11 protein-coding genes are annotated in these 12,923 nt (G+C 68.9%); 5 read left to right on the forward strand and 6 right to left on the reverse strand.

The window, feature by feature from the left end; translation table 11 throughout:
- Positions 1-108 precede the first annotated feature (108 nt).
- Entirely contained in the window at positions 109-1,224 is a 1,116-nt protein-coding gene (locus tag ACFPFG_RS10370; protein WP_380106353.1) for a 3-deoxy-7-phosphoheptulonate synthase, read from the reverse strand.
- 72 nt (positions 1,225-1,296) lie between these two features.
- Positions 1,297-3,540, reverse strand: coding sequence for a hypothetical protein (locus ACFPFG_RS10375; RefSeq protein ID WP_380106355.1), 2,244 nt, complete (start codon positions 3,538-3,540; stop codon positions 1,297-1,299).
- 189 nt (positions 3,541-3,729) lie between these two features.
- Here ACFPFG_RS10375 and ACFPFG_RS10380 point away from each other — a divergent pair, with 189 nt between their 5' ends.
- From ACFPFG_RS10380 to ACFPFG_RS10400, 5 genes are all read left to right on the forward strand, one after another.
- On the forward strand, positions 3,730-4,473 hold the full coding sequence (locus ACFPFG_RS10380) for a GntR family transcriptional regulator (protein ID WP_183020239.1): 744 nt from the start codon (positions 3,730-3,732) through the stop codon (positions 4,471-4,473).
- Positions 4,470-5,288: a 3-hydroxybutyrate dehydrogenase gene (locus tag ACFPFG_RS10385; RefSeq protein ID WP_380106357.1), complete on the forward strand. Its 819-nt coding sequence runs from the start codon at positions 4,470-4,472 to the stop codon at positions 5,286-5,288. Before ACFPFG_RS10380 ends, ACFPFG_RS10385 begins: the two co-directional genes overlap by 4 nt.
- A gap of 75 nt (positions 5,289-5,363) precedes the next feature.
- Positions 5,364-6,680: a fumarylacetoacetase gene (gene fahA, locus ACFPFG_RS10390; RefSeq protein ID WP_380106359.1), complete on the forward strand. Its 1,317-nt coding sequence runs from the start codon at positions 5,364-5,366 to the stop codon at positions 6,678-6,680.
- A 163-nt stretch (positions 6,681-6,843) separates the two neighbouring features.
- Positions 6,844-8,418, forward strand: a complete 1,575-nt coding sequence (locus ACFPFG_RS10395) for an SPOR domain-containing protein (protein WP_380106361.1) — start codon at positions 6,844-6,846, stop codon at positions 8,416-8,418.
- Between the two features lie 151 nt (positions 8,419-8,569).
- On the forward strand, positions 8,570-8,923 hold the full coding sequence (locus ACFPFG_RS10400; protein WP_183018880.1) for an I78 family peptidase inhibitor: 354 nt from the start codon (positions 8,570-8,572) through the stop codon (positions 8,921-8,923).
- A gap of 76 nt (positions 8,924-8,999) precedes the next feature.
- Here ACFPFG_RS10400 and hemW read toward each other — a convergent pair whose 3' ends face one another.
- From hemW to ACFPFG_RS10420, 4 genes are all read right to left on the reverse strand, one after another.
- Entirely contained in the window at positions 9,000-10,244 is a 1,245-nt protein-coding gene (gene hemW / locus ACFPFG_RS10405; protein ID WP_380106363.1) for a radical SAM family heme chaperone HemW, read from the reverse strand.
- Positions 10,241-10,843 (reverse strand): RdgB/HAM1 family non-canonical purine NTP pyrophosphatase, encoded by a 603-nt coding sequence (gene rdgB / locus ACFPFG_RS10410; protein WP_012203957.1) that lies wholly within the window; start codon positions 10,841-10,843, stop codon positions 10,241-10,243. The genes hemW and rdgB overlap by 4 nt, the downstream gene beginning before the upstream one ends.
- A gap of 99 nt (positions 10,844-10,942) precedes the next feature.
- The gene (locus ACFPFG_RS10415) at positions 10,943-11,848 is read right to left on the reverse strand and encodes a PP2C family protein-serine/threonine phosphatase (RefSeq protein ID WP_183018878.1); all 906 of its coding nucleotides are present in this window, start codon (positions 11,846-11,848) and stop codon (positions 10,943-10,945) included.
- Complete coding sequence (locus tag ACFPFG_RS10420) at positions 11,845-12,876, reverse strand: serine/threonine protein kinase (RefSeq protein ID WP_012203955.1); 1,032 nt, start codon at positions 12,874-12,876, stop codon at positions 11,845-11,847. Before ACFPFG_RS10420 ends, ACFPFG_RS10415 begins: the two co-directional genes overlap by 4 nt.
- Between the last annotated feature and the right edge of the window lie 47 nt (positions 12,877-12,923).

Genomic DNA, 12,923 nt, shown 5'->3' on the forward strand with positions numbered 1-12,923 from the left:
CCCGTATGTCAGCGCCTGCGTCGTGGCGGTTGCGGGGTTGCAGTCCTGCCGAAGGACAGGACTGCCCCATTGCCTGACGCGGGTCCAAAACAGACCCGGCCAGTCAACTCACCCCTGCAGCTTCGCCCGCCGCGCCTTCACCGCCGCAGCCAACTGCTCCAGCACAGGCACGGTCTGCTCCAGGCTGATGCAGGCATCGGTCACGGACACGCCATGCGCCAGCGGCTGGCCGTCCACGATGTCCTGCCTCCCTTCCTGCAGGTGGCTTTCGATCATCAGCCCCGTGATGCGGGCATCGCCACCGGCGATCTGCTGGGCCACGTCGGCCGCCACGTCGATCTGGCGGCGGTGCTGCTTGCTGCTGTTGGCGTGGGAGACATCGATCATGACCTGCGGGCGCAGGCCTGCGCCTTCCAGCAGGGCGCAGGCGGCCTGCACATGCTCGGCGCCGTAGTTGGGCTGCTTGCCGCCGCGCAGGATGACGTGGCAGTCGCCATTGCCGCGGGTCTCGAAGATGGCGGACTGGCCCATCTTGGTCATGCCCATGAAGGCGTGGGGCGCGCTGGCGGCCTGGATGGCGTCGCTGGCCACCTTGACGCCGCCGTCCGTGCCGTTCTTGAAGCCAACAGGGCAGGACAGGCCGCTGGCCAGCTGGCGGTGGCTCTGGCTTTCCGTGGTGCGCGCGCCGATGGCGCCCCAGCTGACCAGGTCGCTGATGAATTGCGGCGACAGCAGGTCCAGGAATTCCGTGCCCACGGGCAGGCCCAGGGCCAGCACGTCCAGCAGCAGGGCGCGGGCCATTTCCAGGCCTTCGTTGATGGCGAAGCTGCCGTCCAGGTGCGGGTCGTTGATATAGCCCTTCCAGCCCACGGTGGTGCGGGGCTTCTCGAAGTAGACGCGCATGACCACGAGCAGCTCGCCGGTCAGCGCGTCGGCCTGGGCCTTGAGCTGGCGCGCATAGTCCATGGCCTGGTCGTGGTCGTGGATGGAGCAGGGTCCGACGACGACGATGAGCCGGTCGTCCCGGCCCTGCAGCACGTCCGAGATGGCGGCGCGGCTGGTTTCCACCAGTTGCTGCGCGGCTTCGGGCGCGGGCAGCCATTCCTGCAGCAGGGCCGGGGTGATCAGGGGGCGCACGGCCTTGATGCGCAGGTCGTCGATGCGGGTGGTGTCGTGCGTGCTCAGGGGCACGGCACTGCGTTGTACGTGGGTGGGGGAGGTCATGGCGCTATTGTCGCGCCTTGAGGTTTCCCGACCGGGGCGGGGCAAGTGGCTTGCCCGCCCCTTGGCCTCGACTTACTGAGCCGCCGGTGCCGGTGCCGCTGCTGGCGCAGGCGCAGGTGCGGACTCTGGCGCAGCCGGCACAGCGGCCGGTGCCGCGCCGTACTGCCAGCCCGCAGGCAGCAGGCCGTCGACCCAGTGCAGGCGCCAGGCCATCAGCGCCAGCAAGGCCACCACGGCCAGCGCCACCAGGGTGTTGCGCAGGCCGTTGCCTTCCGCATAGGGATCGCCCGCCGTGCGCCGTGCGCCCACGGGCACCTTGGCGGTCTGCGACAGGCTGCGGCCCAGCGGCAGGTTGATGCGCATGCGGCCGTTGATGGCCCAGCCGCTGGCGTCCAGGATGGGCCCCAGGCTGCGCTGGCGCAGCTTGAGCCAGGCAATCATCATGCTGGGCCCGGAGATGGCCGCGATGAGGCCGACCAGGGCCACGGGAATCCAGGGCCCCAGGTCGATGAACTTGCCGAAGATGCCCACCAGCACGGCGCTGATGGAGCCCAGGGCCACGCCCAGGGCGGCCACGGTGCCCACATCGGTCTTGCGCGATGCGGCCGCGGCCGTGGCGGCTGTGGCGTTGGCCGCAGCGGTGCCGGGCGCCGTGACCAGCTGGCCGGCCTGCGTGCCCAGGCTGGCGGTCACGCCCTCTTCCTTGGCCGAGGCGCGCTTGGCCACCTGTTCCTCCACCATGCGCAGGAATTTCTTGTAGGGCAGGAAGAAGGCCTGGCCGATGCTGGTGGGGTTCTCGATGAGCTTGACGATGGTGGCGTCCCAGTCGTTGCCCGCGCGGTCATAGAACACGCCGTTGCGGCCCACGAAGAGAAAGTCCACATCGCCCGCCGTGAAGGCCGCGACGATGGCTTTCTTCTTGCCCTCGCGCCGCAGCTCGCAGTAGGCCAGGCAGGTCTTGGCACGGCCGGCCAGCGCGGCGTGGGCGGCGGTGTCGCTCACTTCCACGGTCAGGTCGCAGCTGCGCGCATCCAGGTAGAGCGTGCCGGCCTGGAAGGCCGCGCCCTCGCGCCGGTAGAAGCTGCTGAACGAGACGAAGTTGTTGAGCAGCACCAGCAGGTCGCGCTGCAGGCGGATCAGCTTTTCCAGCGCCACGGCCTGCAGGCTGTGTTCCTTCTCGGACTCGTCCTGGGCGATGAGGTCCAGCAGCGCGGCTTCCTGCCCGCCGTCCAGCAGCGCCTGCACCTCCTGTTGGGGCAGGGCATCGAGCGGTGTGGCGGGCCTTGCCGCCAGCCATTGGCGGCAGGGCTGCAGCGCGGCCTTGACCTGTTCCCACTGCGTGGCGCTGATCTCCTGCAGGTCTTCGCCCAGCACGGGCTGCACGGCCTGCTCGCGCAGGGCCTGCAGCGCACCGGCCCAGGCGGGGTTGACACCCTGGGCCAGCGGCAGCGCGCGGTCGGCCGCCACGGCGGCCAGCGGCAGGGCGGCAATAGCCTGGGCGCCACTGTCCAGCACTTCGCGGCCCAGGGCGGCATAGCCTTCGATGGAGGGGTTGAGCGGGTCCTGCGCGCGCGTGTCGAAGGCGGCCAGGCGTGTGCGCGCGAAGAAGTCGTCCACCTTGGCCTGCACCGCGTCCACGGCGCGGGCTGCGGCCAGGGCCTGGTCGCGCTCGGCAATGCCGCAGCCCAGGGCCTCGGCGCCTGCATGCCAGTCGCGCAGGGAGCGCAGGTCGGCATAGAAGGACTCGGCCTGCTTGCGCGCGATGCCGGCCACGCCATCGGCGCCCGCCGCCGTGCCATAGGCCTTGCCGATGCGCTCGACCAGAGCGGCCAGCGCCTTGTCGCCCCCGGCGGTGGCGGGGCTGACGATGCCGTCGCCATTGAAGCGCATGGCTGCCAGGGAGGCCAGGCGCTCGCGCACCTGGGCCAGGCTCAGCGCGGAGCCGCCGGCCTGGCCGGACAGGGCCAGCATGCGCTCGGCCTCGGCATGCAGCAGGGCGCCCTGCTCGCTGTCGCGCTCCAGGCTGGACAGTTGCAGCACGTCGCCACCATCGGCCAGCACCTGCGGGTCGCGAACGCGCGCCACGGCCCATTGGCAGGCGGCGATCAGTTCGGGCGGGCGGATGCGTCCGTCCTTGTCCTCGTCGATCAGGTCCAGCGTGTCGCTGTCGAACTCGATGCCGCGCGTGGGGCAGGCCAGGGCCACCCACAGCTTCTGGTCCAGCTCGCCGATGTGCGCAATGTCCTGCCCGGTGCGTATGACCACCTGGTCCACTCCACCGGCGCGAAAAAACTCCCAAGCATGTTGCTGCTGCATGAAACACCCAACGGCCACTTTGGCCAACATTCAAAAACGGAAAACGAAAAACCGAAAAAGGGCCGCAGTTTAAAAGTCATTCGGCCTGCTCAATTGAAGACATTTGTCAACGATGGGCGTCAGCACAGGCTGTCAGGGCTGGCGCTTTGTGTGAAAATAAAAGCACTGAATAGATACTTTATTGCCTCCATGCCCTCCAACTCCACCGCGTCGGCCCCTCAACAAGGCCGGGACAAGCTGCACCTGCAGCTGGCGCGGCTGTTCCGCAGCAAGGTGTCCACGGGCGCCTGGCCCATAGGCAGCGCCATTCCCACGGTGCAGGAGCTGGAGGCGCTGCATGGCGTGTCGCGCACCACGGTGCGCATGGCGCTGGGTGCCCTGGTGGCAGAGGGCCTGCTGCTCACGCGCAAGCGCGGCGGCACGCGGGTGATTGCGGCGCCCTACAAGCCGCCGTCCTTCCTGCTGCCTACCAGCTGGAAGGAGCTGGTGGCCTTTGGCGCCCACATCGGCCAGATCACCCTGCACACCGGGCGCGACTGCCTGCCGCCGATTCCCGAAGGCTTCCCCGACGTGGGCCGCATGGCCCCCGCCTACGTGCACCTGCTGCGTGTGTACGACCATGACGCGGCGCGGTTCTGCCTGTCCCAGCTCTACCTGGAGCAGCAGCTGTTTCCCGAGATCGAGGCCCAGCTGGAGCACAGCTCCCTGGCCGTGGCCCTGAGCAGCGACCCCTCGCGCATTGCCGTGGCGCGCCAGCACCTGAGCGTGGCGCCGGCCGACGAACTGGCCGCCGAGCACCTGGGCGTGGCCCTGGGCACGCCGCTGATGCAGGCGCTGCGCTGGGCCTGCAACGCCGACGGGCTGCTGATCTACTGGGCGCGGGTGCGTTTTCTCAGCGAGTACGTGCATATGGAAATGGATCTTCTGAAATGAACCCCACCCCCTCCTACCCGGCTTGCCGCCCGCATGCGGGCCGCGTGGCCTGGATCACCGGTTCGACCAGCGGCATCGGCCTGGCCGTGGCGCGCCATCTGGCCAGCGAGGGCGCGGCCATTGCGCTGCATGGCCAGGCCGCCGCATCGGCCGAGACCGATGCGCTGGTGCGCGAGATCGCCCAGGCCCACGGCGTGCCGGTACGCCACTACGAGCTGGACCTGCGCGACGGCAGCGCCATCGCCCCGCTGGCCCGGCGCATTGCGGCCGAGATGGGCGCCATCGACATCCTGGTCAACAACGCAGGCATGCAGCATGTCAGCCCGCTGCTCGAATTCCCGGCCGGCAAGTGGGACGAGCTGCTGGTCGTCAATCTCTCGGCCCCCTTCCACGCCATCCAGGCCTGCGCGCCGCAGATGCTGGAGCGCGGCTGGGGCCGCATCATCAATATCGCCTCGGTCAGCGGGCTGGTGGGCGTGGCGCGCAAGCCGGCCTATGTGGCCAGCAAGCACGGGCTGATCGGCCTGACCAAGTCGGTGGCGCTGGAGTTCGCCACCACGCCCGTGACCTGCAACGCCATCTGCCCCGGCTGGGTGCTGACGCCGCTGGTGCAAAGGCAGATCGATGCGCTGGCCGCGCGCGAAGGGCTGGATGCCGACGCGGCGGCCCGCCAGTTGCTGGGCGCCAAGCAGCCCTCCCAGGCCTTCGTGACCGTGGAGCAGGTGGCAGCGCTGGCCGGTTTCCTGGCCAGCGAGCAGGCCGCCCAGGTGCGCGGCGCACACTGGAACATGGACGGCGGCTTTGCCGCCGCCTGACCCCGCCACGCCTCGCCCTGCCCCGCCAAACCCCTTTTCATACCAACGACAGACAAACCCAACCAGGAGAGACAGATGTCCTTGAACGAAACCCATGACGCAGGCCTGCGCAGCTGGGTGGCCTCGGCCAACACCGGCGCCAGCGACTTTCCCATCCAGAACCTGCCCTACGCGGTGTTCCGCCGCGCAGGCAGCCAGGAGGCCTGGCGCGGCGGCGTGGCCATTGGCGACCAGGTGCTGGACCTGGCGCGCGCCAGTGCCCTCAAGGCGCTGGGCGATGCCGTGCAGCCGCAGCTGGAAGCCGCTTCGCAACAGCACCTGAACGGCTTCATGGCCATGGGACCGGCCGCCTGGTCGGCCCTGCGCCTGGCGCTGTCGCGCGCGCTGCGCGAAGGCGCTGCCGCGCAGGCGGCGCTCAAGGATTGCCTGGTGGCCCAGTCCGACGTGGAGTACACGGTGCCGGCCCAGGTCGGCGACTACACGGACTTCTACACCTCGGTGCACCACGCCACCAACGTCGGCAAGCTGTTCCGCCCGGACAACCCGCTGATGGAGAACTACAAGTGGGTGCCGATCGGCTACCACGGCCGTGCGTCCAGCCTGCGCGTGTCGGGCGTGGACTTCCGCCGCCCCATGGGCCAGTTGAAGGCGCCCGACGCCGCCGCGCCCGCCCTCAAGCCCTGCGCACGCCTGGACTACGAGCTGGAGATGGGCATCTACACCGGCGCCGGCAACGCCTGGGGCGAGGCGATTTCCATGGACGAGGCAGAGAACCACATCTTCGGCCTGTGCCTGCTCAACGACTGGTCGGCGCGCGACATCCAGGCCTGGGAATACCAGCCGCTGGGCCCCTTCCTGTCGAAGAACTTCGCCACCACGGTCTCGCCCTGGATCGTGACGCTGGAGGCGCTGGAGCCCTACCGCACGGCCTTCACGCGGCCCGCCGCAGATCCCCAGCCCCTGCCCTACCTCAGCTCGGCCGCCAATTCCGAGCTCGGCGCGTTCGACGTGCAGTTGAGCGTGGCGCTGGAGACCGGCCGCATGCGCGCCGAAGGCCAGGCCGCCCAGCAGATCACCCACACCAGCTATCGCCACGCCTACTGGACCATGGCCCAGCTGGTGGCCCACCACAGCGTCAACGGCTGCGACCTGCAGCCCGGCGACCTGCTGGGCACGGGCACGCTGTCCGGCCCCACCTCCAGCGAGGCCGGTGCGCTGCTGGAGCTGACCGAAGGCGGCAAGAAGCCCGTGGCGCTGGCCAATGGCGAGAGCCGCACCTTCCTGCAGGATGGCGATGCCGTGATCCTGCGCGGCTGGTGCGAGAAGCCGGGCGCCGCGCGCATCGGCTTCGGCGAGTGCCGCGCCACGGTGCTGCCCGCGCGCCAGGCCTGATGGCAACGGCAGATCGATCGGCGCCGATGGATCGGCCCGATTGATCTGCGCGATTGATCTGCGCGATTGATCTGCGCGATGGATCTGACCGATTGATTCACCCGATCGATCCGCCCGAATGTCGTGATTCCGACAGCCATGAGTGCATGACACAATTGCTGACATGCCCGCCCCATCGGAAGACGCCATCTCAGCACCTCCCGCCACCATCGACTTCGGAAGGCAGGCGGCCCCTGCTCGGCAGGAGCCCGCCTTTGCCGAGCCCGGCACTGCCGACACTCCAAAGAGCCCCAGCAAACTGCCGCCCTCGATAGCCAGCGCCTTCGCCGCCGCAGCCTATGCGCTGCAGCACGGCGATGACGCCGCTGCCCCCAACGAGCGGGCAGGCGCCGGCGCACATTCCGGCGTCACCAGCTTCATGGGCGGACAGGGCACCGGCCTGATGCCTGGCCTGTACGCCAGCCTGATTGGCGAGCCCTCGCGCGACTACTACCTGCGCCTGTTCGAGCGCTTCGACGCGCTGGGCAAGCCCTTGCCTACCTGGAACCTGGCCGCAGGCCTGTTCACCCTGCCCTGGTGCGGGCTGCGCGGGCTGTGGCAAGAGGGCGGCCTCTATGCGCTGGCCGCCGGCGGCACGGGCCTGGTCTGGGGCCTGCTGCTGCGTCCCGCGCTGGGCCTGCCCCCGGCGATTGCCCACGGCATCGATGCCACGCTGATCCTGCTGGCCATTGCCATTCCCGGCCTGGGCGCCAATGCCCTGTACTGGCACCATGTGCGCCGCCACACGCTGCAAGCCATTGGCGAGGCCCCCAACATGGCCGCAGCGCACGAACGCCTGGCCCGCAGCGCGGCCACGCCCCTGCGCAAGCGGCTGGCCGTGGCGGCCGGTGCGGTGCTTGCCGCCGCTGCCGCTGCAGGCATCTGGGCGCTGCCGGGCACGCCGCATTTCATGGCGGCACAGACCGAGGTGATTCCGTCCGAAGCCATACCGGCCGCTGCACCAGTTTCGCCAGCTGCACCAGCCGTGGCGCCAATGCCCGCCGCAGCCGTAGCTGCCGTTGAAACGCCAAGGACGGAACCGGCGCCCACTCCCGCCCCCACTCCCGTCCCCATACCCCAGCCGCAAGAGCCGGTCGCCCAGGCCGAGGCGCGCCCTGATCCGCAAGCGCCCTTGCCCGCTGCCGGCAGCACCGTCTCCGGCACGGTCGAACCCATGCCCGTAGTGGCAGCGGCCGGCGCTGCGGGTGCCGTCGCTGCCACTGCAGCGGCAGCCATTCCCGTCAAGGCCGCGTTGGTGCCAGCCAAAGCACCTGCGCCTGCACCTGCACCTGCACCAGCGTCCGTGCACGCAGCCACGCCAGCGCCCGCAAAGCCCTCCAAGGTGGCGACTGAAACCAAACCAGCCAAGCCCGCCAAGTCCGCCGAACCCGTCGCAAAGGCCCCGGCACCTGCCAAGGCCGCCTCGGCGGCTCTGGAGCCGGGCAACTACTACATCAACATCGGCGTGTTCTCTGAAGCAGGCAATGCCGGGCGCGTGGTGGAGCGGCTGGAGAAAGCCAAGCTGCCCACGCTCAGCCAGACCCTGCACAGCAACAGGGGCGAGATCGTGCGCGTGCGCTCGGGCCCCTTTGCCAAGCAGCGCAGCGCCGATCAGGCGGCCGCCAAGATACGCGCCATGGGCATGGAGGCCACGGTCTTCCACCACGCCCCCGCGGAAGGCCGCAGCGCGCGGCGCTGAAGCCTTTGCTGCCACCTGTTACTTCCGCATGCCTTCGGCTTCGCCTTGGCCCGGCTCAGCCCGGCTAAGGTATGCGGCATTGTCCGAGGCAGCGCGCCCGCGCCCGCCCTGATACTGCGCAGCAACACCCCATGAATCGAGGAGACAGACCATGCCGATGACCGCCCCCGCCCTCCAACGCCGCCTTGCCGCCCTGGCCCTGCTGGGCGCCACCACCCTGGTGGCCGGCTGCGCCGGCATGAGCAATCCTTTTGGTGGCAGCAGCGGCGGCGGCGCGGCGCAGCCGGCCCCGCGCCCCGTGCAGGTCTGCAATGCGGCATCGGCCCAGTCCTTCGTGGGCAAGAGCAATACCTCGGCCACGCTGGAGGCCGCACGCAAGCAGTCGGGCGCCTACATGGCCCGCGTGCTGCGCGACGGCCAACCGACCACCATGGAGTTCAACCAGGAGCGCCTGAACCTGGTGGTCGACGGCACAGGCCGCATCGTGGCCGTGCGCTGCGGCTGATCGCCGGCCGATTGCGCTGTGGCGCTGGATGAAGAAAGGACGCCGAGGCGTCCTTTTTCAATGGTCGTTGGCCCGCTCACTCCGCCAGGAACAACTCCTGCAGATCGCTGAGGAAGTCAAAGCCCCGCTCCGTGGGCACCACCCGGCCCAGGTCGCGCGTGATCAGGCCCTTGGCCTGTGCGGCGTCCAGCCCCTTGGCGATGGAGGACAGCGGCAGGCCCGTGCGCTCCATGAAGTCCTGCAGCGCAAAGCCTTCGCGCAGGCGCAGCGCGTTGAGCATGTACTCGAAGGGCAGGTCGGCACGGCGCACCTCGCCGTCCTGCGCCAGCGGCGCGCCGGCCAGGGCCTGGTCCATGTAGCGCGCGGGATCGCGAAAGCGCACCTGGCGCACGATGCGGTGCGCAAAGCTGAGCTTGCTGTGCGCGCCCGCGCCTATGCCCAGGTAGTCGCCGAACTGCCAGTAGTTGCGGTTGTGCCAGCACTGGTGGCCCTCACGCGCATAGGCCGAGATCTCGTAGCGCTGCATGCCCGCGGCAGCAGTGCGCGCGGTGATGCGGTCCAGCATGTCGTAGGCCAGGTCGTCCTCGGGGATGGCCGGCGGAAACTTGGCGAAATACGTATTGGGCTCGATGGTCAGGTGATAGACCGACAGGTGCGGCGGGGCAAACGACATGGCCACGTCCAGGTCCCGCGCCAGGTCCAGTTCGGTCTGGCCGGGCAGCGCGTACATCAGGTCGATGTTGAAGGTCTCGAAGCTGTCGGCCGCCTCGCGCACGGCCGCACGCGCCTGGGCGCCGTCGTGCACGCGGCCCACGGTCTGCAGCAGGCGGTCGTCAAAGCTCTGCACGCCAATGGACAGCCGCGTGACGCCGGCCGCGCGGAAGGCGCGGAAGCGGTCGGTCTCGAAGGTGCCGGGGTTGGCCTCCATGGTGATCTCGCCGTCGGCCTCCATGCGCAGGCGCGCGCGGATGGCGGCCAGCAGCCGGTCTATGGACTGGGGCGCGAACAGGCTGGGCGTGCCGCCGCCGATGAAGATGCTGTGCACGGTGCGGCCCCAGATCAGCGGCAGCGCGCTTTCGAGGTCGGCGACCAGGGCGTCGATGTAGCGGTCTTCGGGCAGCTCGGGGCCGTCGCGGCCATGCTCGTGCGAGTTGAAGTCGCAGTACGGGCACTTGCGAATGCACCAGGGCAGGTGCACATACAGCGACAGCGGCGGCAGGCTGCCCAGCTGCAGCGTGCCGGGGCGCATGTAGTGCTGGATGTCGCGCTGCACGGCGGCCTGGGCGCCGGAGGCCGAATCCTGGGGCTGGATGGGAATCATCGCACCCAGCGCTCGCGCACGAGTTCGATCATCTGCAGCGTGGCGCGGCCGCGGTGGCTGTGCGCGTGCTTCACGGCCGGGTCCATCTCGGCAAAGGTCTGGCCCAGCTCGGGGATGTACATCACGGGGTCGAAGCCGAAGCCCTGCGTGCCACGGCGCTCGGTGGTGATCTCGCCGAGCACACGGCCCATGGCGATCAGCGGCTCGGGGTCCCTGGCGCTGCGCACGCCCACCAGGGTGCTGACCATGGCGGCACGGCGGTCGGCCACGCCCTGCATCTGCTCCAGCAGGGCGCGCACGTTGTTGTCGTCGCTTTTCTCGTAGCCGAACTGCGTGCAGTAGTAGGCCGTGTCCACGCCCGGCAGGCCGCCGAAGTGCGAGACGCACATGCCGGCGTCGTCGGCAATGGCGGGCAGGCCCGTGCGCTCGGCCGCGAAGCGGGCCTTGGACAGCGCGTTCTCCACGAAGGTGCAATGCGGCTCGGGCGCCTCGCCCTCGAACAGGTCGCCCTGGCGAATCAGTTCAACGCCCAGCGGGGCGAACATGGCTTGCAGCTCGGCGAGCTTGCCGCGGTTGTTGGAGGCCAACACAATCTTCATCGTAGAAATCCAGTCGGGCGCCCGTGCGCCCTTTGTCGTCAATAGGTTCGGTAGTCCATGCGCGCCACCGGCACCGCTGCTGCGGGCCGGCAGCGGCGTTCAGCGCTTGAACTGGCGCTCGGCCGAGCGGCGTATCGCCTCGTTGATCTCGGCGATGGAGCGCTCGATGGCGGCGTCATCCAGTTCATCTTCCAGGTCTTCGATTGGCCCCCCCTGGATCGTGGATTCAAACGCGTCGTTCTCGATGTCCTGGGTGGAGATGCCCATGGTGGACGCGAAGGCGTCGGGCGTCTCCCACTCCATGGCGATGGCCGTGACGTTGTCGCTGGCATCGCCCGCGTTGCGCAGCGCCGTTTCCACCAGCTGGGGGATGGCCTGGGACACAGTGCGGCCGTGCAGGGTGCGCATCAGGTGCCCTTCGTCCACGCTTCCCCACAGGCCGTCGGAGCACAGCAGCAGCTTGTCGCCCTGCTCCAGCCGGCGCGGCTCGGTCACGTCGTAGATGGGCTTGGACGGCGAGCCCAGGCAGGTGAACAGCACATTGCGGCTGGATGTCTTGAGCTGCGCGGCGATCTCCCCCATCTCCAGATAGGAGTGGTCGCGCGTGCGCACCAGCAGTTCGCCGCCGCGCACCAGGTACAGGCGCGAGTCGCCGCAGTGGATCCAGGTGATCTTGCCCTTCTGGATGACGGCCGCCACCAGCGTGGTGCGCGGCGTATCGATCATGCCCTTGGCGCTGGCGTAGCGCAGGATCTGCCGGTGCGCATGCAGCAGCGCATCGACCAGAAAGCCCTGCGGATCGTCCAGCAGCGGCTTGGCCTGGCGCTGGAAATGCACGGACATCACCTGCAGCGCCAGCTGCGCGGCGACCTCGCCTTCGGGATGGCCGCCCATGCCGTCGGCCAGCACGAAGAGCACGGCCTCCCGCGTGTAGCAGTAGCCCATGCGGTCTTCATTGAGCGCCCGGCCGCCGCGGCGGCTCAGCTGAAATACCGAAAACCTCATGGCTTGCGCTCCTGACCGACGGCCGGCAGGCCCGCCGCGCCGCTGATCTTCTGCATGTTCTTCTTGGCGTCGGTCACCAGCGTGTCCAGTTGCAGGCGCATGCGCTCGGAGACACTGAGCTTGGTGTAGCGGCGCTCACCCTCGCGGCTCAACTCCTTTTGCAGCGCAAACACCGACTGCGGGCGCGAACCCGGGTCCATGGCCATGCACCACTCGACGACTTCGATGAGGTTGTCCGAGTACACGCCGCGCAGCTTGGTCAGCGCCAGCGTGAGCCGGTCCTTGTCCTGGCGCTGCGGCGCCTCGTTGGGCGGAAAGCCCTGCATGCAGGCATAGATGCAGGCGCCGATCGCGTAGATGTCGGTCCAGGGGCCGAGCGACGCATCGCGGCGGTACATCTCGGGCGCGGCAAAGCCCGGCGTGTACATGGGGCGGATGAAGTTGCCTTCCTTGGACAGCACCTCGCGCGCCGCGCCGAAGTCGATCATCACGGCACGGTCATCATTGGTGATGAAGATGTTGGCCGGCTTGATGTCCAGGTGCAGCATCTTGTGCTGGTGCACGATGCGCAGGCCGCGCAGCACCTCGTCGAACAGCGAGCGGATGGTCGATTCGCGGAACACCTTCTCGGCCTTGAGCTCGCGCGCGGTGACGACGAAGTCCTGCAGGGTGGCGCCCTCCAGGTAGTTCATCACCATGTAGACGGTTTCGTTCTCGCGAAAGAAATTGAGCACGCTGACCACGGAAGCGTGCGAGATCTGGGCAAGAGAGCGCCCTTCTTCGAAGAAGCTCTTGAGGCCCAGGCGGTACAGCGAAAGCTTTTCGGGAGCCACGGCGGGCTGCAACTCTCCGGGGGCACGGGTGGCCAGCGAGGCGGGCAGGTATTCCTTGATCGCAACCTGCTTGCCCTCTGCATCCAAGGCCAGGTAGACGACGCCGAAACCGCCGGAAGCAAGCCTGCGCACCACCCGATAGCCGCCGATCGTGCTGCCTGGCGGTAATGGCGCCGGCTTGATCTTGGAAGACATTTTTCTCCGGTGAGTCTCAGGGATGGGGCGAAACCCGGATAATCGGG

It is taken from the genome of Delftia deserti (genome assembly GCF_042653485.1).
Taxonomy (GTDB): Bacteria; Pseudomonadota; Gammaproteobacteria; order Burkholderiales; family Burkholderiaceae_C; genus Comamonas; species Comamonas acidovorans.

What these genes read in the sequence shown, in the direction of transcription:
- ACFPFG_RS10370 (WP_380106353.1), bottom strand. Translation starts at nt 1,224, where the DNA reads ATGACCTCCCCCACCCACGTACAACGCAGTGCCGTGCCCCTGAGCACG.
- hemW (WP_380106363.1), bottom strand. Translation starts at nt 10,244, where the DNA reads ATGATTCCCATCCAGCCCCAGGATTCGGCCTCCGGCGCCCAGGCCGCC.
- ACFPFG_RS10380 (WP_183020239.1), top strand. Translation starts at nt 3,730, where the DNA reads ATGCCCTCCAACTCCACCGCGTCGGCCCCTCAACAAGGCCGGGACAAG.
- rdgB (WP_012203957.1), bottom strand. Translation starts at nt 10,843, where the DNA reads ATGAAGATTGTGTTGGCCTCCAACAACCGCGGCAAGCTCGCCGAGCTG.
- ACFPFG_RS10400 (WP_183018880.1), top strand. Translation starts at nt 8,570, where the DNA reads ATGCCGATGACCGCCCCCGCCCTCCAACGCCGCCTTGCCGCCCTGGCC.
- ACFPFG_RS10395 (WP_380106361.1), top strand. Translation starts at nt 6,844, where the DNA reads ATGCCCGCCCCATCGGAAGACGCCATCTCAGCACCTCCCGCCACCATC.
- fahA (WP_380106359.1), top strand. Translation starts at nt 5,364, where the DNA reads ATGTCCTTGAACGAAACCCATGACGCAGGCCTGCGCAGCTGGGTGGCC.
- ACFPFG_RS10415 (WP_183018878.1), bottom strand. Translation starts at nt 11,848, where the DNA reads ATGAGGTTTTCGGTATTTCAGCTGAGCCGCCGCGGCGGCCGGGCGCTC.
- ACFPFG_RS10385 (WP_380106357.1), top strand. Translation starts at nt 4,470, where the DNA reads ATGAACCCCACCCCCTCCTACCCGGCTTGCCGCCCGCATGCGGGCCGC.
- ACFPFG_RS10375 (WP_380106355.1), bottom strand. Translation starts at nt 3,540, where the DNA reads ATGCAGCAGCAACATGCTTGGGAGTTTTTTCGCGCCGGTGGAGTGGAC.
- ACFPFG_RS10420 (WP_012203955.1), bottom strand. Translation starts at nt 12,876, where the DNA reads ATGTCTTCCAAGATCAAGCCGGCGCCATTACCGCCAGGCAGCACGATC.